This window comes from Pseudomonas sp. OV226 (assembly GCF_003148705.1).
Taxonomy (GTDB): Bacteria; Pseudomonadota; Gammaproteobacteria; order Pseudomonadales; family Pseudomonadaceae; genus Aquipseudomonas.
This window is the reverse complement of the sequence record NZ_QGGS01000019.1, coordinates 45,430-66,511: the sequence shown is the minus strand read 5'-3', so window position 1 is coordinate 66,511 and position 21,082 is coordinate 45,430. Positions and strand designations below refer to the sequence as shown.

Sequence of the window (21,082 nt, the reverse complement as noted above, 5' to 3'; positions counted from 1 at the left end):
TTGTGTAGCTAGCCCATCTTGGTCAGCACCGGCTTCCTGCGGCTCGATCCCGGCACTCTCAAGCGCCAGGCGCAGGCGTGCGACCTCTAGCTGAAGCTCATCACGGGTAAGATGTTTCACAATTTACCCCACTCATAAACCGCTGGTTTTTGTAGTCGGATTTGCAAGTCGTTCTTCACAATCAAATCAGAAGCGTTAAAAACCCTAGCTCACAACCCGCTTGGGGTGGCATGAAAATTCGCCTGCTACCGCCTGATGTGATTGATCAGTGCTTACCTACGACAAAGCCGGGGTGCAGCAAGTTTCATCTCATTGTCAAGGGGAGCGCAAAGGGGGATGCTCGACGCTTGTATCTCGCCGCAAGAGCCATCAACGCCTTGGCAACATCCGGATTAAGGTGTTGTCGCCCACGTAGTAATGATGAAACAACCCTGCCGCCGCATGCAGGCCTATCAGCCAATAACCGGCGGTGCCGAGCAACTCGTGCCAATCCTTGAATTGCCTGGCAAGGTCAGGATCGTGCGCCACGGGCGCCGGCAGGAAAAAACCGAAGTAGGGCATTGGTTTGCCCCCGGCAGCCAGCATTAGCCAGCCCAACAAAGGAGTAGCGATCATCAGCACATACAGCGCCAGGTGCATCAAATGGGATATCCCGGTTTGCCAGGCGGGCAGGGCTGGAGTGATCGGAGGACGAGGGGTCAAGCGTCCTAACAAGCGGACCCACACGAGCGCAAATATGCTTAACCCGAACACGCCGTGAAGGCCGAGAAATAAACTCCTCAAATGGCCGCCACGCGGTAACAATCCCTTGATTTCGATACAGGCGTAGACGCCGACAAACAGCGCCAGCATCAGCCAGTGCAACGTGATCGACAGCTTTCCATAATGCTGTGTGGATTTATTGTGTGTCATTGCGGGCCTCATCCAGGTCTTGGTGGTTAGCCGCTGACTGAGTCAAGCAGCTTTGTACTGGCCGCCACCCTGCCGGCCAAGCCTTAAGGCAATCTGAAGACTGCTTTATCCGAGCCGATGTCACCTTCAGACTTCGTTAAGAAATGCATTTGATACTTCTCCCCAATTGACCGGGAGGCGTTTTCAAATGTCCAATTTCAACTGGAACATTCAGCTGCCGCTGCACTTCGGCCAAGCCGAAACACCGCAGATGAATCTCGCCAGGGCGTTGCCTGGCGATCCTCAGCGGTCCGTCTTCGAAACCTTTATCCAGCAACGCTTCCGCAAGGCCCACGGTGCCGACATCCGCCATTTCATGCCGGAACTATTTGGCATGAGCGATGCTTCCGGCGCGCTGAGTGCGGTGGCTGGCGTACGCCTGGCAAACGGCGAACCGCTGTTTCTGGAGGGTTACCTGGACGAGGCGATTGACCCGCTGATCAGTGCTGCCGCGGATCAGACCGTAGACCGCGCAGCCATCGTCGAGGTAGGCAATCTTGCGGCAAGCGACACCGGCAGTGCACGCTTGAGCATCATTACCATCACCTACCTGCTGGCTATGGGCGGACTGGAATGGGTGGCCTTTACCGGGAACCTGGGGCTGGTGAACAGCTTTCATCGCCTGGGTTTGAAGCCTGTGACGCTTTGCGCTGCCGACCCAGCGCGCCTGGGTGAGGATCGCCATGCCTGGGGTAGCTACTACGAAAGCAAGCCCTGGGTTCATGTTGGCAACATCCGCGCGGGATTCATTCACTTACGCAACATCGGGCTATTTGGTCGCCTGGGTTTGCCAACGTCCATTGAGGGGGCCTGCCATGTCGCCTGAAATGGAACGGTTCAAACAGATCCTGCGTAACCATGCAGAGCGTAAAACCAATGTCACCGCGTTATGGGACGATCAGCAGAAGCTGGACTACGCCACGCTGTATGCCGAAGTCATTTATCGCCAGCAGCGCTTGCGCGATGAACACGTTATGGTGGTCGCTCTGGCTCTGGACAATGGCGTCGAAGCCATGCTCTGGGATTTGGCTACGCTGTTTGAAGGACTGACATGCGTAGCGCTACCACCGTTCTTCAGCCCCGCGCAACGCAGCCATTGCTTGGAGCAAAGCCAGGCTGAACGGGTGATCGCCGCGCCAGAACTGGAATCGGAATTGCGCGCGGTCGGATATGAGAAAACCGGCGAATTCTGGTGCCGCCATTTCGGCGATTCGAAACGAATGCCCAAAGGCACCACCAAGCTAACCTTCACGTCCGGCACCACGGGCACGCCAAAAGGCGTATGCCTGAGTGCCGAAAGTATCCTGCGAGTGGCCCGGGAACTGGATCAGGCAAGTAAACCCACCAATCCGTGGCATCACCTGGCCTTGCTGCCGCTGGCCATTCTGCTGGAGAACATCGGTTGCTATGCCGCGCTGTACGCTGGCGCGACCTTGAGTCTGCCCAGCCAGAAAGCCCTGGGTATGCAAGGCGCCAGTGGAGCAGATGTGCAGCGATTGCTGGGATGTCTGGCCACCCGTGCCCCCGAGAGCCTGATCCTGGTGCCACAGTTGCTGCTGATGCTGGTCAGTGCTGCCGAACAGAAGGCCTTCGATCCACAGCATTTGCGTTTTGCCGCTGTGGGTGGCGCCCGGGTTGCCAAGGAATTGTTGGAGCGCGCTGAACGCGTGGGCATACCGGTCTTCGAAGGTTACGGACTTTCGGAATGTGCATCGGTGGTATGCCTCAATCGCCCGCAGGCACACCGTCCCGGCAGTGTCGGTCAGCCTCTGCCACATGTGGATATTCGCCTGGCTGACGACGGCGAAGTGCTCATCAAGGGGGCGATGCTGTTGGGCTATCTGGGGGACGCGCCTCACACCGATGAGTGGTGGTGCAGTGGTGATCTCGGCGAATTCGACCGGCAGGGGTTTCTCTACCTGAAGGGACGCAAGAAGCATCAGTTTGTCACCAGCTTCGGGCGCAATGTGAATCCCGAGTGGGTTGAGGCGGAACTGACTCAGCGCAGTCACATCGCACAGGCCTTCGTCTACGGCGAAGCCATGCCTCACAACCATGCGCTGCTCTGGCCGCACCGCCCGGACTGCCCGGACGAGCAACTGGCCGCTGCCGTGGCCCAGGCCAACGAGAACCTTCCCGATTACGCCCAAGTGCATCGCTGGACTCGCCTGGAGCAGCCCTTTACCCAGGCCAATGGCTTGCTGACCGCCAACGGCCGGCCGCGCCGCGACAGCATCGTCGAACGCTACCGGGCACAACTGACCGAATCCGCGTTTTCAGAGGAACACAGCGCCATGAGCTTCTTCGACACCCTGCAAGATGCCACTCAACAAGAACGCATCGAGTTGTTCAACCTGCCGATCATCCGTGAGGCGCTGGAAGGCAACGTCAGCCTGGAAAGCTACCGGGCGTTTCTGACACAAGCCTATTACCACGTGCGCCATACCGTACCGTTGATGATGGCCTGCGGAGCGCGTCTGCCATCGCGCCTGGAGTGGTTGCGTGAGGCGGTATGCGAATACATCGAAGACGAATACGGCCACGAACAGTGGGTACTCAATGACATCCAGGCCTGCGGGGGGGACAAAGTCGCTGTACGCGACGGGCGCCCGTCCTTGCCGATTGAGTTGATGGTCAGCTACCTCTACGACCTGATCGCTAGGCACAACCCAGTGGGGCTGTTCGGCATGGTCAACGTGCTCGAAGGCACCAGCATCGCCCTGGCCACCCACGCCGCCAGCAGTATTCGCGAGCGCCTTGACCTGCCGGAAAGTGCCTTCAGCTACCTGAGTTCCCACGGTTCACTGGATATCGAGCACATGCAAACCTACCGTCGACTGATGAACAAACTGGAAGACCCGGACGATCAAGCCGCCGTTATTCACGCGTCCAAAGTGGTGTACCGGCTTTACGCCGATATGTTCCGCGGCCTACCGCGTGACGGGGAGAACCTGCATGCGCCTGTCTGAGGCTCGCGTTGTATTGACCGGTGCCAGTGGCGGCATCGGCCTGGCAATCGCCACGGCCCTGTGCGTCAGTGGTGCCCAAGTGTTGGCAGTGGCTCGGCATCGGGAACCGTTGGCGCCGTTGCTCAAACGCTACCCGAAAAACCTGTGTTGGGTGGGTGCCGACCTGACCGTCCTCGCCGAGCGCCGCGAGGTGCTGGCAGAGGCCGAAAACATGGGAGGCATTAACCTGCTGATCAATGCCGCCGGGGTGAACCATTTCGCCATGCTCGAACAACTGGATGACAGTGAGATCAACGCAATGCTGGCAGTGAACATCAGCGCGCCGATCTGCCTGACAAAAATGCTGTTGCCCCTGCTCAAGCAGGCCGACAGCGCCATGGTAGTTAACGTCGGTTCTACCTACGGCTCCATTGGCTACGCCGGGTACGCCAGTTATTGCGCCACCAAATTTGCGCTGCGCGGATTTTCCGAAGCCTTGCGCCGAGAGCTGGCTGATACTCGAGTCAGTGTGCTCTACGTTGCCCCGCGAGCCACCCGCACCGGTATGAATAGCCCGGCAGCCCAGGCACTGAACGATGCGCTCAAGGCCAACGTCGACGATCCGCAAACCGTGGCATCTGGGGTGATTCACGCCATTGCCGGTGACCGTCGCGATTTGTACCTGGGATGGCCGGAGCGCTTTTTCGTACGCCTCAATAGCCTGCTGCCGCATCTGGTGGACCGGGGCCTGCGTAAGCAATTGCCGCTGATCCGCCGCCTGAGCCAGAAAACAGACGAGGAGAATCTCAAACCATGAAAAACATCATCGCTTGCCTGCTATTTGGTGCATTGAGCCAGAGTGTATGGGCGCTGGACACTGCCGATCAGCAACGCCTGAACGGTATCCAGCAAAGCTGGGCGCATATTCAGTACGAATTGCCGGAGGGGCAGCGAACCGCCGCATTTGAAAAGCTGGCTGCTCAGGCTTCAAGCTTCACCCAAGAGCGTCAAACGGTTGCTGAAGCGTGGATTTGGTCCGGCATCGTCACTAGCAGTTGGGCCGGTGCCCAGGGAGGATTGGGGGCGCTGAGCAAGGTCAAGGAGGCCAAGGCTGATCTGGAAAAATCTCTGGCCATTGACCCCAAGGCGCTGCAAGGCTCGGCCTACACCAGCCTCGGTGCACTGTATGACCGTGTACCGGGTTGGCCCATCGGTTTTGGCGACTCGGACAAGGCCGAGCAGTTACTCGAACTCGCCCTGCGTATGAACCCCAGTGGCATCGATAGCCTGTACTTCTGGGGCGATCACCTCTACCGTCAAAAGCGTTACGTTGAAGCCAAGGCTGCGCTACAAAAAGCACTGCTGGCGGCGCCTAGACCCGGACGAGAAACCGCCGATGCCGGTCGCCGTAAGGAGATCGAAGCACTGTTGGTGGACGTGAACAAGAAACTCAGTTGACAGGAGTCCGTGTGCGCTTATTACTGATAGAGGATGACGTGGCCCTCGGCGAAGGCATACATCAGGCCCTGGGTCGCGAAGGTTACACCGTCGACTGGTTGCAGGACGGCAGCAGCGCTTTGCATTCATTGCTCAGTGAAACCTTTGATCTGGCGGTGCTGGACCTTGGCCTGCCACGCATTGATGGTCTCGAAGTACTGCGGCGTTTGCGTGACAGTGGCTCCAATCTGCCGGTGCTGATCCTTACAGCGCGGGATGCCACCGAAGATCGCATTGCCGGGCTGGATGCCGGGGCTGATGATTACCTGATCAAACCTTTTGACCTGGCGGAATTGAAAGCCCGCATACGTGCGCTCCTGCGTAGAAGTGCCGGGCGCGCACAATCGTTGATCGAGCACGCGGGTATCAGTTTGAATCCCGGCAATCAGCAAGTCAGCTATAAGGGCGAGCCCGTGGCCCTGACGCCCAAGGAATACCAACTACTCCACGAACTGCTTTCGCCACCCGGACGGGTAATGACCCGCGATCATTTGATGCAACTGCTGTACGGCTGGAGCGAGGAAGCCGAAAGCAATACTCTGGAAGTACACATCCATCATTTGCGCAAGAAATTCTCCACTGATCTGATCCGGACCATCCGTGGTGTCGGTTATCTGGTGGAGGAGCGTGGATGACCTCGATCAGGCGGCGTACCCTGACGCTGATCATCGGCCTGATGCTGGCCGGTCTGGCGGTGATCAGCCTACTCAATCTGCACGACAGCAACCACGAAATCGCCGAAATCTATGACGCACAATTGGCCCAGAACGCCCGTCTGCTACAAGGGGTCATGCGCATGCCCATCGCCGGCAAAGAACATGCTGACCTGTATATGGCCTTCAATCAGGCCTTGAGCGAAGCGGAGCCAAGGGTTGACGGTCATCCCTACGAAACGAAGATTGCCTTTCAAGTCTGGAACCTTAAGAACGAAGTGCTCGTGCACACGGCTAGCGCGCCGTCCTTCAATTCCCCGGCAAGAACGCCAGGCTTCAGCAATGTCGTCGACCTAAGCAATCGCCACTGGCGTGCCTTTCTACTAGAAGATAAACAAAACGGTTTGCGCATCTGGGTAGGGGAACGAGACGATGTCCGTTCGGACCTGGTGGACCGGATTCTGCGCCATACAATGTGGCCCAATGTTCTGGGAAGTTTGATGCTGGCCGCATTGATCTGGTTGGCCATCGGATGGGGGGTGAAGCCCCTGGTCAATATGGCTACTACATTACGAGCGAGGCATCCTGGCTCACTCGATCCCTTGCAATTGACACCGCTACCCACTGAGCTTGAGCCCATGCAGGCAGCCCTCAACCGAATGCTCGCTCAGATTCAGGAAGTGATGGGGCGTGAGCGACGATTTATCGCTGACGCCGCCCACGAGATGCGCACACCACTCGCCGTGCTCAGAGTACATGCCCAAAATCTGATGGAGGCGGGGAGTGAATATGATCGTCGGGCCTCACTTGAACACCTCATCGCCGGCGTGGACCGTACCAGTCGGCTGGTTAACCAATTACTTACGATGGCCCGCATCGAACCTCAAGCAGGAACTCAAACGCCTACACCGATTGATCTGACAACCACCGTTCGCGATAGCCTGGTGCAGTTGACTCCCTGGTTGTTGAGCAAGGATCTCGAACTGGTCTTCGATGTCACCACCGATGTCAGCCCTGTGAGAGTTGATCCCGCTTCCATTGATATTGCCTTGAACAACCTGGTAACCAATGCGGCGAATTTCTCCCCGCCGCATGGAGTGATCACTGTAAGGTTGAACAAAAAAGACAATCGCTACGAACTGTCCGTAGAGGACGAGGGGCCGGGAATCAACGAGGAGGATCGCGAGCGGCTTTTCGAGCGTTTTTACAGTCGCGGAAACAATCAGGGTGCAGGATTGGGGTTGACCATCGTTCAAGCCATTGCGGATCGTTTGGGGGGGCAAGTTCGATTAGAGAATCGGATGCCGACGGGGTTGTGCGCTACGTTAGAGATTCATCGTTTATGACTCGCCATTGGTATTTTGATCGACCGCTTTTGGCCGTTTTTTGCCCGTCGCGAAGGACAGAAAACGACTCAGAGTTGTCTGTCAGGCTGAATCCTCTCCTATGCATTCGCGACTAGAGTTTCACTGCCGACTATTCTAAAACCAGATTCTAAAATCAGGTCCTGTTTCAACGGTACAACGTCAGGACACGAGCGCTATTTCAGCCTCTGGGAAACCGGTATGACAAGTCCGCAAGATAAAACCGAACCTGAGGAGGATTTAGCTCAGATGGTTATAGGGCTAGGGCCCTGCACCTATCTATTGCTGCTCTTACTAGGGTTGATCCTTGTGTTTCCCTTCCTTGAGGAGGGCACGTTTGCTCGCACGTTGCTCGGCATTCTGTTTTCCATCGTGCTGCTCGTGGGTGCTTTCGCCACCAGGCAGACTCGGCAAGGGTTCATCCTCAAACTGGGCCTGGCATTGCTTGGGGTTGGCCTTCAATGGGCCGCTTTGTGGGCTGAGAGCATCGCCATTCTTAACCTCGCCGGAATATCTTATGCGGCGTCTCTTGCCGTCTCGTTTAGCGCAGTGCTTAGCTATATTCTCAAGCGCGGGCCAATTACAGCCGACAAACTGCATGGCGCGCTTGCGGGGTACATCATGCTGGCCTTCGTTTGGTCCTTCGTTTATGCCCTGGTCGAGATATCCAACGCTGGCTCATTCGGCCCTGGTCACCTCGATTTCGTACAGCCCGGCACTTTCTTCAAGCTGATTTATTTTAGCCTCACGACGCTCACAACCACCGGTTACGGTGATGTTATCCCGTTGACTAACCACGCCCGCTCACTTGTGATGGTCGAAGAGTTTTCAGGCGTCTTTTACGTTGGTGTTGTGATTGCGCGGCTTGCCGGTCTTTATCCATCGAATCAGATGAAGTGACTCTCGATTTGCCTGAGCCACCTCCGACCGAATGCAAATGGCCGGTTTCAGCCCGTCACCACCGGCTGCAAACAAACCCTGGTGGGTAAAAAAGAACGCTTTTACAGCTCCCGTGAGGGGCCGATATCAGCCTTGAGAGCCGCTCTCAGAGGAAATGATGACGTCTTGACCGGACTCAGCCGCAAGCTTCAATCGGTCCGCTTTACTGATGTATTTAGAGGTGTTTCGTGGTGCCAGTTTGGCGCTGGCCTTTTTGGCGTGGGCCTTCAATAACTGCTTTATTTTTTTCTGGCGGTTCATCTTTTTCAACTCGGCTCGTAAATGTTTGAATGATATCAGCTTAAGGTATTGGGCCAGACTCCCGTGGCGCGCACCGAGTGCATAACGTTACACACCTTGCGATATGGACTGGCCGCGTCGGCAACTCAAGCGCACGAGGTAAAACAACGCAACGGATCGGCTTCATCACTCCTCTTCTCGTAGTGCATTAATCCGCCCTGATTTTTCTGCAGCGATAAGCGCGGCATGATCTTTCGCATTCTGATTGGCATAGGCGATGGCAAATTTGCCGATGACCTGGTCGAAGGAGTCCGACTTGCCCAAGTAACCACTGATCAGTGCCGCATCCCCGGATTTGGCGTGGGCACGCGCCAGGGTATGACCGCACCACTCGGCATACATTTTCATCCGTGCGGCGGACATGCCTTCAATGGGCGCTGACATTTTCATGTCTCGTAACTGGCGTACAAAAAAATGCCGATCGTTTTTACCGCGTGTCCAGCCCAGAAAAATGTCGCTGGAAGACTGCATCAACCGTTGCCCCGTGACCACGCGTTGCCCTTGGTTCTCGTACTCGCTCTTGCCGGCATAGGGCGCCAGTACCGAGGGGCAGGCTTCCTTGAATTGCAGGAGCAAAGGGTGGTTTTCCGCGGAAAAGAACAGGCCGACGAAACAATAGGTGCCGACGCTGCCGATCCCGACCGCTTTGACTGCAATGTCCTCGAGGCGGTAACGATCGAAAAGCACGCGTCGTTCATGGGGCAGTGACAAGCGATAATCCAGCAGTGCCAAACGGACGCGCTGGTTGAAGCCTTTTTCATACACATGGAACAGTAAGGGCGGTTGATCGATCAGCCGTCGACGCCCACCCACTTCGCTGCTGATTTTTGGAAAAAGGTAATCGCCAAGACGCGTCTTGGCCTTGGCGACCACCTGCTCACGAGTTTTCTTTATTTCAGCATTGGGCGCCATATCGATGATCGCTTGGGCATCCAGGCAGTCATACCAGACCTCCAGTGGGCCCATTTTCGAAAATTTGCGCAGGCCTTCGCGGTAGGCACAAACGCATTTGGCAGCAATGGCCCGAGCGTCTTTGTCGCTGAGTCGGTTATCGCGTGCGGCCACGGTAAAACTGATCGCCAGGCGTTTCACATCCCACTCCCAGGGGCCGGGGAGTGTTTCGTCGAAATCGTTGATGTCAAAAATCAGATTGCGCTCGGGTGTCGCGAACAACCCGAAGTTCATCAGGTGGCAATCCCCGCAGGCCTGCACCTCAATGCCAGTGGTCGGGATCGTGGCCAGGTCATGGGCCATCAAACCTGCAGAACCGCGCAAAAAGGTGAAGGGACTGCGCAACATGCGCCCGTAGCGCAGTGGCACCAGGTTGGGCAGTCGATAGCGGTTGGACTCTTCGAGAAGCTCTATGGGGTCGCGGTGTTTGCTCGGTGGTTTCCAGACGGAGTGAACCGCATGTGGCAGACGCTCGCGTAATTGCTCACCCGCGTACAGACGCTCCTTGCGCGAGAGAAAGATTGACTCGTCACCGGTGTTTTCCGATGGCCTTGCCAGGCTGCTGGCAGGCCTGCTTTTGCGGGGGGACATGTCCACTCCTTTGCTCAACGAAGTCAAACTTGCGCGGGCACAGGATCTGGTAATGCGACTGTTCCATCAGCCCACAGAGCGCGCGTGCACCGGTGTCCAGGAAAGCGCTAAAAGGCTATTTGTTTGAAGCGTAGCAGCTGGTAAAACCGGCGCCTGTAGAAATGAGGTGGTTGTTACAACGGGTACTTCTGACAGTTATTCCAGCTCTCACCGACCAGCGGAAACCCGCTTCCTTGTAGGGCCGCCTACGTCGTCTATCGTTAAATTCCACCCTGTGAGGAGTGTTTCTGTTTGCACGCTACAACAGCTCCCGTCCGCCCTGTGCGATGAGTGATTGGGGCACAACGGGATCGATGACTCTGGAAGGAGGAACATCATGATTCGCAAACGTTATTTGCCTGTGTTGGTCACGCTGGCCATTGCTGCGGGCAGTTGCTGGGCGCCGACGCTGGCCTACGCGACCGACCAGGCTGACCAGCGCCGGGATTCGCGCGACACCAAGCAGGAAGGGCGCGACACTGCCCGGGAAACCAAGCAAGCCTGCAAGTCTGGCGATGAAAAGAGTCGTCCTGATTGCCGCCAGGACAAGCGCGACACCAAGCAGGACACGCGCGACACTGCGCGTGACATCAAATATTAATAATCTGGATCATGCCCCCGAGCATCGCTGGGGGGCTGAGAAGGTTGATCCTGCCGGCCATTGAATGCCGAGCAGGTCTGTAGCTACCGCGATCACTGGGCGCTGGCGTTGACTTCGTGCTCGTCTGCAAAGGCCATGAGCACCTCCAGATCGAGCACATCCAGCTTGATTCGGGAGATAAACGCCGAGAAGGCCAGGTTGGCGGCGAGCAGGCGCAGGTCGCTGGCCCAGGCCGGAAGATGGGTGGGGCCCTGAAGCCAGCCGGATTCGAACAGTGGCGCCAGACGCACGGTGTCACCCAGAGTGAGGCGCCCCGCAAACAAGTGGCTCACCAGTTCCGGACGGTTGTCGCGGATGGCAATGCGCAACAGCGTGTGGACCCCGATCAATCCGGTCAAGTAAGCGGCATCCTTGGTAAACGCCGAGCCGCCCTGCAGGTTGGCGCCCCGAAAAATCCGTTGGGTGGAACGGAAAGACTCCTCTTGGGATTGCCCGGCCGCCAGAAAACCTTCGAATACCTGGATAAAATCGGCGCCATCCAGCGCTTGCTGAACTGCGAGCACGCGCAGGGCGAGGCGACGCAAGCGGTTGATGTCCATGCTGCCGGTGAACAGTTCGGCCAGCGTGGCGATGCCCTCTTGAGTCTGGGTTGTACGTGGTGCTCCCAGGCCCAGGCTTCGAAGGTTGGGTTGGAGCGCGCCGTTTTGGGCCGTGGCGACATGCACGAAGGCCTCATGCTGCAAAAGCTGATGCTTGTCCAATTCGCTAAACAGAGCACTGGTACGCAGGCGGATGCGGCTTGAGCCGGCGATGGCCTTGGCGGCCAGACTCGAATCGAGCACCACCGTGATCCGGCCCGGGCCGAAAAACCGGTCCAGTTCCGGCTGCATCCAGGCGGCGAAAGCCTCGGCCGGGATGTCGGCCTGGCTCGCTGGAATTCGGGCATTGCCCAGCAGGGCGTCAGTGGTCTTGAGGAAAAAGCGGGCCGCGTCGAGCATGCTCAGGTTCAGGCGTGGGTAGTAGAAATCCGGCCGCCGGTACAGCGCTGATGAATACTGAGTAAACGCGGGAGTGCCTATGGCGCCCAACAGGCGGCCGGCCGTGGCATAGCTTTGCGCGGTCATGGCCAGGTGATTCCCGGCCGGATGTCCCAGGTCGCAACGGCTGACAAAATCTTCCAGGGCCGCAATGTCGGAGCTGTGGTCGCGCGGGTGCAATTCGACGGTGGGCAGTTTTGCCCGTCCGCCGCGCCAATGCGCCAGGAAGCTTTCCTCGACGCCATCCGGCCAGGACAGCGCATCCAGCACGCGGATCTTGCGCGCCAGGCAGGGCAGGGCTGCATCGAGTTCGGACAGGGGCGCGGCGCTCATGGACGTCTCCTTGAGAGGCGAGGTTCAGTCGCTAAAGCTTAGTCGTTGTCGTCCCGGAATCATTTATTGTGGTCACTGCGTTTCTCGGCCACCAACAGCAACGATTGAGGCACAGGACTTTGCGGGTGCTGCGGCTCTTGCAGCGCGGCGAGGCAAAAACCGGCCATGTCCAATGCATTGAACCAACTGGACAAGGTCCGCAAATACCACGGCATGGGTTGCCATTGCCCGTTGAACCCGGCAAAGGTTTCTTCGCGCCAGCCATCCTGATAGTCGCCCGCCGCGACGCTCCATGGATGCAACGTCTGGATCACCAGCGCGCCGCCGGGGGCGAGCAGTGCGTTCATGGCGGCAAGCAGCGCAATGATGTCCTGATGCAGCAGGGCGAAGTTGGCGCAGATCAGATCGTAGTCGCGGCCGACGTCCACCTTCGCCTCCACCAGATCTGCATAGCTCGCCAAATACACTGGCGAAGCGCTCGCCGCCCGCGCGGCCTCCACCAGCGTCGCATCGCCATCCACGCCGACCGCGGTGATGCCTCGTTCAGTCAGCGCCCGCAACAACCAGCCCTCGCCACAGCCCAGGTCGAGCACGCGTTCGGGCTGGCGGCCCAGAACCGCCAGCACCATGGCCTGGTCGGTGACCTGAACGCGGCTTGCGAGGGTGCCACTGCGAATGGCTTCGATCCAGGCGCGGGCGTTGTGGTGCCAACTCTGGAGGAGGGTGGATTCGGGATCGGGCATTTCATTGTTCGCATCGATGGGTTTGATGCAAGGATAGGACACATGCCGGTGGCGCGGGAGCCAGGGCCGGTTAAATGACGCTGCAGCAACCATAAACGAGTGCCAGCACCGCAGCGATGGCAAAGGCTCCCACTGCTTTTTCAATGGCATGGTGCGCGGGCTCGGACTCGGTCGATTGTTGCCAGAAGGGCTCTGAATACGCCGACTGTTGGGAGCGGCGTTGGGCGATGACCTTGTAGGCGTATCGCGAACTGATCAGCAGAAACAGAGCGATCAGGCTCAAGACAATCCGGCGAGTGACAACCGGTTTGAGGTCTGACTGGTATTCGTGAAGGCAGGCAGCGCTCTCGACTTCCACAACGCTGATTCGCCCTAAGGCCATTGGGGACTGCTGGGCGCCAGTGTGGATGATCGGCTGTTGTTCCATGTCCAGCGCCTGATACTTCCAGAGTGTTAACGAGCCTTCCCGGCAGTAGGTGAACGTCATGGGAGTCGCCGCCGCAATAATGCAAGCGTCGTTGATGTTCAGTTTTTTCAGCGTTTGGTCAGCTGACCTTGTGAAATCGAGATCGATGACAGGAATGACCCCGTTGGCAGAAACCATGGCCGAAAAGAGCACGCTGAACGCAAGGCACACTGTTGAAGCCTTCAAGGTTAGCTTTCCTTGTTTTTCATCAACATAGGGGATGGCGTATGGAGCGGGGCTCCGCCTGATTCGATGAGTCTAGAAGACGGTTGGCCGCTGAATGAGTGATAGCAATTAAAGCGTCTAAAATGGCGTAAATGGCCTCAATAGGGGGGTGGCGGTCGGGCGACTCAATTGCTCATTCCATCTTCGATCGCGATCCCTTGCGCGCGCATTTCCTTGATCAACTCTGCCCGTGTACCCGGCAGGTTCAGCATGGCTTTGTGGCGTAACTCCGCAACTTCCTCCGCGCTGTAAGGCTGGTAGTTTGCTGGCGTGCTTTTGCCCGCCAGGCCATCTTCGCGCATCAACCAGTTGAGCAGATCGGCCAACTGCGCATTGTTCAGCGCCGATTGCGACATGCCCGGCACACGCACCAGAAACTCTCGGCCCCCCGGCACCTTCAGAAAGTTGCCGACAAATCCTGTGAGCCGAGGCGTGTCATTGGCGGCCGAGCCCATGCCGTTGCCCAAGTGGCAGCCAGCGCATTGCAGTTGGTAGTTCACGCCAACGCCGTAGCCGGCCTCGGCGATGGGTTTTTGCGGTGCTTCGTTGCCCGGCGCATGTCGCTGCGCCGGGTCGGGAATGGCACGGGCATAGGCGAGCGGGGCGCTCATGACACAGACCAGACCGAGAAAGAGCAACTTACGCATGACAAGCACCTCTACGGTAAAACACACGTTTATGTAGCAGCTGGCGAAGCCTGCGTCGGCCGGTCCGCGCTCGGGCGCAGCAGTCGTAAAATCAGCGCACGCGGTTTTTCAGGAAGACCTTGTTCACAGGGTTTACGACTGCTTTGCCCGAGCGCGGACCGGCCGACGCAGGCTTTGCCAGCTGCTACAGGGATTGCGTTGGGCAAAAAAAAGCCGTCGATTGCGTGAGCAACCGACGGCAATGCGCGTTAAACGGCGACGCCACGGATGACCGAAACGGTGCAGTGGTAGATGTGCGATTTGGCGGCCAGGCACCAGTTCACATCGTTGTTGTTGAACGGGCGATAAGCCGGTTCTTCACTGTCGTTACGGGTGCAGGCGCACTGGGCGCAGCTTTGCTTACCGCAGCAGTCGTTGTACGAAATGATGTAGTCCTTGCCGTCCGCCGGGTTGCGGCAGGTGCCGATCCAGGTCACTTGCGAGGCTTCGGTGCCCGGCGGGCAGGACGTTACCGATCCGCCGCAGCAGCTGCACAGAAAGCCGTCGATGGAGCAGTAACGCCAGTAGTCGCAGCTGTTCGGATCGCCCGGGTCACCGGCTTTCGGGTTATCGGCGGCCAGGGCTTTGCTGGTGCGGTCCAGCGGCAACAGCAGCGGCAATGCGGCACCGGCGACCATCAAGGAACCCATGCGCGACAACAATTTGCGGCGTGAGGTGGTGTCGGCCACTCGACGTGTCGAGCGCTCGAACAGCAGGTCTAGCAGTTTCATAAAAATCTCCCTGCCTTAATCAGTGGCTATGGCCGTGGCTGTGGTCGTGTGGGTGCGGCTGGCTGTTGAGGTATTCCTGCAGCGTGGACTTTTTCAGGTGCTCGACTTCGAACAGGCTGTCCAGGTGCTCGCGGGAATTGACCAGGCCTTTGGCGCGCAGGGTGCCGGACTTATCGATCAGGGCGGCGTAAGGGAGCTTGCCGATCTGATAGGTCATGCCGACTTCCGGCCCGACCACGTAGGTGGCGTCTTCCAGTTTGTGTTCGCGGATCAGCTTTTGTTGGGCGTCCATGTCGCCGTCACTGATAAACACCACGTCCAGGCGATCAGCCTGCTCCTTGGCAATGGACTTGATCGCCGGCAACAGCGATTTGCAGATCGGGCAGGTCGGCGAGAGGAAGAACAGCAGCTGATTCTTTTCGCCGGCATAACCGAAGTTCACCGGGCGACCGTTACGGTCGGACGCGGTGACTTGCGGCGCGGCTTCGTTGACCGCCACGCCTTTGTCCATCATCAGCGCCCCGGCCGGAGCCAGGCGGCCGTGCAGGACACCAATCTGACGCACCAGGCCCATGACGGCAAACGCCACGGCCGCGAGCAGAATCCAGAGCAAAACGTTGGAAACAATTAAGCCTTCCATTGATCACCTACCAATCAGTTTGAGCAGAAGAGGGGAGTTCGCCAGCAAGCCATCGGCTGCGGCGTACAGGAGCAGCGCAACGGCGCTGGCGGCAACGGTGACGAAGCCATCAAAAAAACCAAGGTCGCGAGCCATCGGCAGGGTGCTGGCCAACAGCGCCAACCCCACCAGCACGCTGTTGCGCAGCAGCAGGACCGGGCGCAGCGGTTGCGCCTGGTCCGGACCGGCACAGCCGCAGTCGATGTCGCGGCGACCGCGCCACAGGTTGATGCCAATGGCGGCGGCGTACAGCGCAATCAGGCTGGCTGCCGTCAACGCTGCCCAATGCCGGCTGACCGGCACCAGCAGCGCAAACGCGATCGCCAGTTCTACCACCGGGATCACACGGGCAACGGGACGCACCAGCGCGTCGGGCAGCAGTTGGTAGTCCGCCAACTGTTTGGCAAAGCGTGCCGGAGCGCGCACCTTGTGCGTCGCGGCACTGGCCAGCAACACCGCAATGGTGAGGGCGCAGGCAATGATGAAGATCGGATCTAAAAGCATGGCCGAACCTCGTTTAGTAGCTCATGACCTGAGTCGCGGTTTTGGCGACTTTTGGCATGCTGGCGGTGAGCTTGTTGGTCTTCAGATCAAAAATCTGCAAACCGCCCTCGACGTCGGCGCCCAGCAACAGCGGCTTGTCATCGCCAGTGGCTTGCATGCTCCAGACCGGCGCCGGCGCTTCCAGCGTCGCCACTTTTTTGTGGGTCTTGAGGTCGAACGCCCAGATCAGCGGGCTCGGGTCTTCCCACTTCATCGGTTCGTGCGCGTCATGCATCAGCACGTACAAACGGTCGAGCTTCGGCGCCACGGCCATCAACTGCCAGCCACCTGGCGCCCAACCGGCTTTCTTTTCCGCGTCGGTGGTCAACGACCACGACGGCAGGATCTTTGGCGCATCGGCCGAGAAATCCACCGGGCGAACGGTGCCGGTCGTGGTGGTGAAGTAGTACGTATCGCCGACGTTTACCGCGCGCTCGATGAGCTTTTCAGCATTCGGGTCGAAGAACGGCGTGCGGCTGCGCGCGGTTTCCTGGCCCTGATCGTTCAGCGTGATCACCTGCAAACTGCCATCGCCGCACAGAGAAGCGAAGCGACGAGCGCCGACCGGGTAGTTGAGCACGCAGCCCGGAATCGCCAGTTCACCGGCGACCGACTTGGTCTGGGTGTCGACCACGGTCACCGACGTCGACGGCGTGAAGTTGTAGACGTAGACGAAGCGGTCATCGCTGCTGGTGCCCAAGCCAAAGCGCTGGGTCAGCGATTCGGCCCGCTTGGTCGGAATCAACAGCTCCCAGGCCGGCGCCAGGGTCGACGTGTCCCACGCGGTCAGCACATCGGTGCGCGTGCCGCGGGTGCCGCGCGAGTAAAAGATGTCGGCGCTGTAGAGGGTTTTCTTGTCGCGGCTGAGCGTCGAAGGCGCGGCAAAGCCCGTCGGCACCATACCGAGGATGCGTTTTTTGTCGGGGTCGACCACGGTGACGCGGCCAGCCACGAAACTGTCGAATTCGACGTCGACGATATACGCCCGGTGAGCTTCTGGCGGAAACGCCAAAACGGTCTGGCCGATGGTGTCAGCCGGCAGGTCCGCACGGGCGCTGGTCAAGCCGAGTACAAGCAGGCTCAGACCTAGCGCTGACTGTACGTTGATCCTGTTGGTTCGCATTAGGGGAACTCCCTGAATTGTTATTCACGCAGATCGCGGGTGCTTGGGCAGATTTTTACAATTCGATTCTGCCTCGCCGGGAAACCCCTGGAATTGCTGTGGCTGCCAAGTGTTTGTGTGTCTGTGCCAGTCGCGGAAAACCGGCGAAAAGCACTGCAAACGCGGCGCACCTGTGGCTTCTGCCGAAGCCTGCAACGCGGCATACCTGTAGCAGCTGCCGAAGGCTGCAACGCGGCATACCTGTAGCAGCTGCCGAAGGCTGCGTCCGGCTGCGAAGCAGTCGTAAACCCTGATGACACGGTCCTTCTGACACACCGCGCGCTCTGGTTTTACGACTGCTGCGCAGCCGGACGCAGCCTTCGGCAGCTGCTACAGGCCGGCGTGGGATTTGGGTGTCAGGCGGGGTTCGCGAGGGGAAGGGAGAAGGTAAATACCGCGCCGCAAGGCTCCAGGTTTTGCGCCCAGATATCCCCGCGATGGCGGCCGATGATGTTTTTACACAACGCCAGGCCAATGCCGTTGCCGCTGACTTTGGACGAGAAGAACCCGTCGAAGAGTTTCTCTTGCGCCTGGGCCTGGATGCCGCGACCACAGTCTTCAATGCGCACCAACGCAACCTCGTTGTCGGCGCTGGCATGAATGCGCAGCACGCGTCGTTCCGGCGGTAAATCGCTCATCTCTTCAATGGCATTAAAGGCCAGATTCAGGATGACCTGTCCGATCAACACCTTCTCGCAACTGATCAGCAGCGGTTCAGGGCTGGTGACGATCTCGACCTTGATCAGGCTCGGGTCGGCACGCAGGCTGATGAAATACTGGGAATCGCGTAGCAGTTCATTGAGGTCGATCAGCTCTTCGGATTGCTCCAGCTTGACCACGTATTCACGCACGCTCTTGATGATCACCGACGCATGCTCGATTTGCCGCACCGCGTTCTGCAAACCCCAGGCCACGCCTTGCTCGGTGGTGTCAGCATGGCCCAGACGGATCACCGCGCCTTCGATGAAGTTGCGCGTGGCCGCCAACGGTTGACTCAACTCATGGGCAATCGCCACGGCCATTTCGCCCATGGCGTTATAGCGCGCCAGGTATTCAAGCTTTTGCTCACTGACCCGCCGCGCTTCTTCGGCTTGCACCTGTTCGGTGACGTCGCGAAACAGCAGCAGATGCCCGACCAGATCATCTTCAATTTCAATAAAACGACACGTTGCCTCATGCCAGCGCCATTCACCGTCACGTCGCTGCACGTGGTAGTGGACGCTGAAGGGCGCGTGCTCGGGTGTCTCGCCGGCCAACTGTTGCAACAGGCGCTGGCGCGAATCGTCGTCGCACCAGGTCAGGAAATTTTCACCGATCAGCGCCGGCTCCTCGCTGTGCAGCAAGTGCGCACCGGAGTCGCTGATAAAACGAATCTCACCGTCCGGCCCGAGCACCGCCACCCCTTCGGCCAGGTCCTGCATAAAAGCCTTGAGGCGACTTTCGAAGCGCTTGAGGTCGCGCTTGACCCGGTCTTCCTTGGAGATGTCGCGGAACTGCACCATCAGTACATCGCGACCTTCCAGGTGCACCAGCGTCGCCACCGCCTCGGAGAGAATTTCCACGCCTTGCTTGGAGCGATAACACCACTCGATGGCGCGCTGACCCGTGCGCGCGGCGCCTTCCAGCCAGCGCAAACCCACCGAACGTCGGTATTTGGGCTCATTGCGGGTCATGTCCGGGGCTTTGAGCGGCGTCAGTTCTTCCAGGGTAAAGCCGAGCGCCGCCAGGGCCGCGGCGTTGGCCCACAGGATCTCCTTGCTCTGCGCGTCGTGAAGAATGATGCACAACGGCATGGCTTCGATGAGGGTGTAGAAGTCATTCGGTTTTGGCAGGTACATCGCGCAGCCCTTGACGACGGAGGGGTCCACTACGGGTGAGGTAGAAGTATGGCGTTTTATACCGGCTTGCGCTTCGGGATGCGCTCAGAGGTAACCCGCCTGGGCCTAGGGGTTTTCTTTAGCAGGGAGGCTACACGCACCAATAGTGGCGAGCGGATGCGGTTTTTACACTGAACCCATCAACGGTCGCCTCGCCACGAGGCAGGCTCCGTCTAATAACAAGTCAACGGAGAAGAAGCCCATGCTGCGTTCAGCTACCGCGCAGAAAGACCCTCTGCCAGGCGTCGACGACACCAGCGTCCACTGCCAGGAATTTCAGCGGGTGCTGGATGAAGTGCGCCAACGTCGCGATGAATTCGACGCCGGCTCCCATGTGCCACGGGACATGATCGAGCGCTTCAAACAAGTGGGCATCTACCGCGCCGCCACGCCGAAATGCTTCGGCGGCGATGCGCTGGCCCCCGCGCTGTTCCTGCAGATGATCGAACGCATTTCTGAAGCCGACGGGTCCGCCGGCTGGGTGGCGAGCTTCGGCAGTGCCGGTGTTTATCTCGCTGCGTTGCCGCCAGAAACCCTCGCTGAAATCTACGCGGACAGTCCTGATCTGGTGTTCGCCGGCGGCCTGTTCCCGTTGCAACCGGCGGAAGCGGTTGATGGCGGCTGGCAGGTCAACGGCACCTGGAAATTCGCCAGCGGCTGCAAAGGCGCCGACCTGCTCGGTGTCGGCATTGGCGCGGCCGGCGGCAAACCACGCACCGCTGTGTTCCGTGCGGACCAGGTCGACATCATCGAGAACTGGGACGTGGTCGGCCTCAAAGGCACCGGTAGCCACGACCTGCGCGTCACCGACAAACACGTAGATGAGCGCTGGACCTTCATCCGTGGCGGTGCTGCCACCATCGACGAGCCGTTGTTCCGCTATCCCTCGATTGCCTACGCTGCGCAAGTGCTGGCCGTGGTCAACCTCGGTCTGGCCCGCGCCGCCCTCGACGAAGTCAGCAGCATGGCCGCCGGCAGCGGCATCACAGGCGCGCCGAAGATGGCTGACCGCGCTTACGTGCGGATTGAAATCGCCAAGGCCGAAGCGCAACTGGCCGCCGCACGCGGGTTCTTCTACAACGCCACCGAGCAGGTGTGGAACTCGATCCTCGCCGGCAACCCGGTCACGCCAGAGCAAACCAGCCTGCTGCGCCTGTCCGCGATTCACGTGTCCCAGGCCGGTGCGGCCGTGGTGCAGAGCGCATACAGCCTGGCCGGCACCACCGCCATTTATCTGCGCCATCCATTGCAGCGCTACCTGCGCGATTCGATGGTGGTCACCCAGCACGCATTTCTCAGTGAAGGCCTGTACGACGGCGCCGGTTCGGTGTTCCTCGGTGTGCCGCCATTCCCTGGCTACATCTGAACCCTCTATTTCAAGGATCAAGTCCCATGTCCCAGACCACTCAAGAACCGCTGCGCGTCGTCTTTTGCATCGGCATCACCCAGAACTTTTTCGACCTGCCAACCGGCGAAGGCCTGAGCGTGTGGAAAGGCTTCAGCCAGATGATGGGCTCGCTCGGCGCCCTGCCGGGTATCACCGTGCTGGGCGCGATGGACGATGACCGCTTGATGGTCGGCCCGTCCACCACCTCGCCGTGGACCGTCTACATCATGGCCGACGTCGACTGCCATCAAACGGTGATCGACGCCTGCAACCTGTTCCGCACTACGCCGGTGAACGAATACAGCCTGTGGCGCTACGCCAAGGTCGAAGCGCGCATCGGCCGCCCACTGACCATTCCTGATGCAGCCAAGGTTTAAAC

The 21,082-nt window shown here is 59.0% G+C and carries 22 protein-coding genes and 1 pseudogene; 11 read left to right on the top strand and 12 right to left on the bottom strand.

The window, feature by feature from the left end:
• Window positions 1-369: 369 nt before the first annotated feature.
• Window positions 370-912, bottom strand: a complete 543-nt coding sequence (locus tag C7534_RS24075) for a cytochrome b (RefSeq protein ID WP_109787264.1) — start codon at window positions 910-912, stop codon at window positions 370-372.
• 187 nt (window positions 913-1,099) lie between these two features.
• Here C7534_RS24075 and C7534_RS24070 point away from each other — a divergent pair, with 187 nt between their 5' ends.
• From C7534_RS24070 to C7534_RS24040, 8 genes and pseudogenes are all read left to right on the top strand, one after another.
• Window positions 1,100-1,777, top strand: coding sequence for a thermostable hemolysin (locus C7534_RS24070; RefSeq protein ID WP_109787263.1), 678 nt, complete (start codon window positions 1,100-1,102; stop codon window positions 1,775-1,777).
• Window positions 1,767-3,236 (top strand): annotated as a pseudogene (locus C7534_RS24065) (AMP-binding protein); the annotation flags it as partial. The gene C7534_RS24070 and the pseudogene C7534_RS24065, both read left to right, overlap by 11 nt.
• 9 nt (window positions 3,237-3,245) lie before the next feature.
• On the top strand, window positions 3,246-3,920 hold the full coding sequence (locus C7534_RS32710) for a TenA family transcriptional regulator (RefSeq protein WP_218278086.1): 675 nt from the start codon (window positions 3,246-3,248) through the stop codon (window positions 3,918-3,920).
• Window positions 3,907-4,716 (top strand): SDR family oxidoreductase, encoded by an 810-nt coding sequence (locus tag C7534_RS24060; protein ID WP_109787261.1) that lies wholly within the window; start codon window positions 3,907-3,909, stop codon window positions 4,714-4,716. Before C7534_RS32710 ends, C7534_RS24060 begins: the two co-directional genes overlap by 14 nt.
• On the top strand, window positions 4,713-5,357 hold the full coding sequence (locus C7534_RS24055) for a tetratricopeptide repeat protein (protein WP_109787260.1): 645 nt from the start codon (window positions 4,713-4,715) through the stop codon (window positions 5,355-5,357). Before C7534_RS24060 ends, C7534_RS24055 begins: the two co-directional genes overlap by 4 nt.
• Window positions 5,358-5,368: 11 nt before the next feature.
• Complete coding sequence (locus C7534_RS24050) at window positions 5,369-6,031, top strand: response regulator (RefSeq protein ID WP_109787259.1); 663 nt, start codon at window positions 5,369-5,371, stop codon at window positions 6,029-6,031.
• On the top strand, window positions 6,028-7,395 hold the full coding sequence (locus tag C7534_RS24045) for a sensor histidine kinase (RefSeq protein WP_109787258.1): 1,368 nt from the start codon (window positions 6,028-6,030) through the stop codon (window positions 7,393-7,395). Before C7534_RS24050 ends, C7534_RS24045 begins: the two co-directional genes overlap by 4 nt.
• 219 nt (window positions 7,396-7,614) lie before the next feature.
• Window positions 7,615-8,313: an ion channel gene (locus C7534_RS24040; RefSeq protein ID WP_046032693.1), complete on the top strand. Its 699-nt coding sequence runs from the start codon at window positions 7,615-7,617 to the stop codon at window positions 8,311-8,313.
• A gap of 126 nt (window positions 8,314-8,439) precedes the next feature.
• On the opposite strand, the gene C7534_RS24035 is transcribed toward C7534_RS24040, so the two are convergent.
• Both C7534_RS24035 and C7534_RS24030 read right to left on the bottom strand, forming a co-directional pair.
• Window positions 8,440-8,613 carry a DUF2986 domain-containing protein gene (locus C7534_RS24035; protein WP_077431725.1) on the bottom strand — a complete coding sequence of 58 codons (174 nt, stop codon included), beginning with the start codon at window positions 8,611-8,613 and terminating at the stop codon, window positions 8,440-8,442.
• Between the two features lie 165 nt (window positions 8,614-8,778).
• Window positions 8,779-10,194 carry a DUF2252 domain-containing protein gene (locus tag C7534_RS24030; protein ID WP_218278085.1) on the bottom strand — a complete coding sequence of 472 codons (1,416 nt, stop codon included), beginning with the start codon at window positions 10,192-10,194 and terminating at the stop codon, window positions 8,779-8,781.
• Between the two features lie 376 nt (window positions 10,195-10,570).
• Between C7534_RS24030 and C7534_RS24025 the strand changes: the two genes are divergently transcribed.
• Window positions 10,571-10,834 carry a hypothetical protein gene (locus C7534_RS24025; RefSeq protein ID WP_046032694.1) on the top strand — a complete coding sequence of 88 codons (264 nt, stop codon included), beginning with the start codon at window positions 10,571-10,573 and terminating at the stop codon, window positions 10,832-10,834.
• Between the two features lie 92 nt (window positions 10,835-10,926).
• Here the strand turns inward: C7534_RS24025 and C7534_RS24020 are convergent, their stop codons facing one another.
• The 9 genes from C7534_RS24020 to C7534_RS23975 form a co-directional block, all read right to left on the bottom strand.
• Entirely contained in the window at window positions 10,927-12,204 is a 1,278-nt protein-coding gene (locus tag C7534_RS24020) for a flavohemoglobin expression-modulating QEGLA motif protein (RefSeq protein WP_046032695.1), read from the bottom strand.
• A 59-nt stretch (window positions 12,205-12,263) separates the two neighbouring features.
• Window positions 12,264-12,947 (bottom strand): class I SAM-dependent methyltransferase, encoded by a 684-nt coding sequence (locus C7534_RS24015; RefSeq protein ID WP_046032696.1) that lies wholly within the window; start codon window positions 12,945-12,947, stop codon window positions 12,264-12,266.
• 70 nt (window positions 12,948-13,017) lie between these two features.
• A complete protein-coding gene (locus tag C7534_RS24010) occupies window positions 13,018-13,599 on the bottom strand; it encodes a hypothetical protein (protein ID WP_046032697.1) in 582 nt (193 codons plus the stop codon).
• A 164-nt stretch (window positions 13,600-13,763) separates the two neighbouring features.
• Window positions 13,764-14,285, bottom strand: a complete 522-nt coding sequence (locus tag C7534_RS24000) for a hypothetical protein (RefSeq protein WP_046032698.1) — start codon at window positions 14,283-14,285, stop codon at window positions 13,764-13,766.
• 248 nt (window positions 14,286-14,533) lie between these two features.
• Window positions 14,534-15,055, bottom strand: a complete 522-nt coding sequence (locus tag C7534_RS23995) for a methylamine dehydrogenase light chain (RefSeq protein WP_046032699.1) — start codon at window positions 15,053-15,055, stop codon at window positions 14,534-14,536.
• A 19-nt stretch (window positions 15,056-15,074) separates the two neighbouring features.
• A complete protein-coding gene (gene mauD, locus C7534_RS23990; RefSeq protein ID WP_046032700.1) occupies window positions 15,075-15,695 on the bottom strand; it encodes a methylamine dehydrogenase accessory protein MauD in 621 nt (206 codons plus the stop codon).
• A gap of 3 nt (window positions 15,696-15,698) precedes the next feature.
• On the bottom strand, window positions 15,699-16,238 hold the full coding sequence (locus C7534_RS23985; RefSeq protein ID WP_077431730.1) for a MauE/DoxX family redox-associated membrane protein: 540 nt from the start codon (window positions 16,236-16,238) through the stop codon (window positions 15,699-15,701).
• Window positions 16,239-16,251: 13 nt separating this feature from the next.
• Complete coding sequence (locus C7534_RS23980; RefSeq protein ID WP_109787257.1) at window positions 16,252-17,400, bottom strand: amine dehydrogenase large subunit; 1,149 nt, start codon at window positions 17,398-17,400, stop codon at window positions 16,252-16,254.
• Window positions 17,401-17,795: 395 nt separating this feature from the next.
• Window positions 17,796-19,277, bottom strand: coding sequence for a sensor histidine kinase (locus C7534_RS23975; RefSeq protein ID WP_046032703.1), 1,482 nt, complete (start codon window positions 19,275-19,277; stop codon window positions 17,796-17,798).
• Between the two features lie 241 nt (window positions 19,278-19,518).
• Here C7534_RS23975 and C7534_RS23970 point away from each other — a divergent pair, with 241 nt between their 5' ends.
• A complete protein-coding gene (locus C7534_RS23970; protein ID WP_046032704.1) occupies window positions 19,519-20,682 on the top strand; it encodes an acyl-CoA dehydrogenase family protein in 1,164 nt (387 codons plus the stop codon).
• 26 nt (window positions 20,683-20,708) lie between these two features.
• The gene (locus C7534_RS23965; protein WP_046032705.1) at window positions 20,709-21,080 is read left to right on the top strand and encodes a hypothetical protein; all 372 of its coding nucleotides are present in this window, start codon (window positions 20,709-20,711) and stop codon (window positions 21,078-21,080) included.
• Window positions 21,081-21,082 lie beyond the last annotated feature (2 nt).

Bases quoted from the DNA above. Each gene is read 5' to 3' on its own strand.
- C7534_RS24015 (WP_046032696.1), bottom strand. From the start codon at position 12,947: ATGCCCGATCCCGAATCCACCCTCCTCCAGAGTTGGCACCACAACGCC.
- C7534_RS24075 (WP_109787264.1), bottom strand. From the start codon at position 912: ATGACACACAATAAATCCACACAGCATTATGGAAAGCTGTCGATCACG.
- C7534_RS24060 (WP_109787261.1), top strand. From the start codon at position 3,907: ATGCGCCTGTCTGAGGCTCGCGTTGTATTGACCGGTGCCAGTGGCGGC.
- C7534_RS24040 (WP_046032693.1), top strand. From the start codon at position 7,615: ATGACAAGTCCGCAAGATAAAACCGAACCTGAGGAGGATTTAGCTCAG.
- C7534_RS24000 (WP_046032698.1), bottom strand. From the start codon at position 14,285: ATGCGTAAGTTGCTCTTTCTCGGTCTGGTCTGTGTCATGAGCGCCCCG.
- C7534_RS23975 (WP_046032703.1), bottom strand. From the start codon at position 19,277: ATGTACCTGCCAAAACCGAATGACTTCTACACCCTCATCGAAGCCATG.
- C7534_RS24045 (WP_109787258.1), top strand. From the start codon at position 6,028: ATGACCTCGATCAGGCGGCGTACCCTGACGCTGATCATCGGCCTGATG.
- C7534_RS23965 (WP_046032705.1), top strand. From the start codon at position 20,709: ATGTCCCAGACCACTCAAGAACCGCTGCGCGTCGTCTTTTGCATCGGC.
- mauD (WP_046032700.1), bottom strand. From the start codon at position 15,695: ATGGAAGGCTTAATTGTTTCCAACGTTTTGCTCTGGATTCTGCTCGCG.
- C7534_RS32710 (WP_218278086.1), top strand. From the start codon at position 3,246: ATGAGCTTCTTCGACACCCTGCAAGATGCCACTCAACAAGAACGCATC.
- C7534_RS23970 (WP_046032704.1), top strand. From the start codon at position 19,519: ATGCTGCGTTCAGCTACCGCGCAGAAAGACCCTCTGCCAGGCGTCGAC.
- C7534_RS24020 (WP_046032695.1), bottom strand. From the start codon at position 12,204: ATGAGCGCCGCGCCCCTGTCCGAACTCGATGCAGCCCTGCCCTGCCTG.
- C7534_RS23980 (WP_109787257.1), bottom strand. From the start codon at position 17,400: ATGCGAACCAACAGGATCAACGTACAGTCAGCGCTAGGTCTGAGCCTG.
- C7534_RS24030 (WP_218278085.1), bottom strand. From the start codon at position 10,194: ATGTCCCCCCGCAAAAGCAGGCCTGCCAGCAGCCTGGCAAGGCCATCG.
- C7534_RS23995 (WP_046032699.1), bottom strand. From the start codon at position 15,055: ATGAAACTGCTAGACCTGCTGTTCGAGCGCTCGACACGTCGAGTGGCC.
- C7534_RS23985 (WP_077431730.1), bottom strand. From the start codon at position 16,238: ATGCTTTTAGATCCGATCTTCATCATTGCCTGCGCCCTCACCATTGCG.
- C7534_RS24070 (WP_109787263.1), top strand. From the start codon at position 1,100: ATGTCCAATTTCAACTGGAACATTCAGCTGCCGCTGCACTTCGGCCAA.
- C7534_RS24055 (WP_109787260.1), top strand. From the start codon at position 4,713: ATGAAAAACATCATCGCTTGCCTGCTATTTGGTGCATTGAGCCAGAGT.
- C7534_RS24035 (WP_077431725.1), bottom strand. From the start codon at position 8,613: ATGAACCGCCAGAAAAAAATAAAGCAGTTATTGAAGGCCCACGCCAAA.
- C7534_RS24025 (WP_046032694.1), top strand. From the start codon at position 10,571: ATGATTCGCAAACGTTATTTGCCTGTGTTGGTCACGCTGGCCATTGCT.